This is a genomic window from Hyphomicrobium sp. (assembly GCF_003987855.1).
Taxonomy (GTDB): domain Bacteria; phylum Pseudomonadota; class Alphaproteobacteria; order Rhizobiales; family Hyphomicrobiaceae; genus Hyphomicrobium_B.
Window position 1 is genome coordinate 7925 of sequence record NZ_RXIZ01000017.1, and the last position, 348, is coordinate 8272.

1 pseudogene is annotated in these 348 nt (G+C 63.8%); it reads right to left on the reverse strand.

What is annotated here, in order from left to right:
• Positions 1-348, reverse strand: a pseudogene (locus tag EKK30_RS16440) (ubiquinone biosynthesis protein UbiB); the annotation flags it as partial.

The window sequence follows — 348 nt, forward strand, 5'->3', positions numbered from 1 at the left end:
ATCCGCCGATGAGTTTCAAAGCGATGAAAGCGAGACTGACTGCGCCGACCCAGAGCGCGACATCGGCGGCGACGCTGCGCTTGGAGCGCGACGCGATCTTGTCGATGGTCTCGTCGTCCAGACGGACGCCGGCGTTCGCCATCTGCGCGACGCCGTCGATCGATCGCGCGAGGTTTTGTAGAAGGGCCGGCGTTCTTATGAGCACATCGCCGATGGTCTCGGCGCCCCGTCCTGCCTCGCGCAAGCGGCCGATAACGGAGAGGTTCGATTCCATCCACTCCCGCGCGACAGGTTCCGCAGCGACCCAAACGTTGAGAGACGGATTGAGATCACGGGCGACGCCTTCGA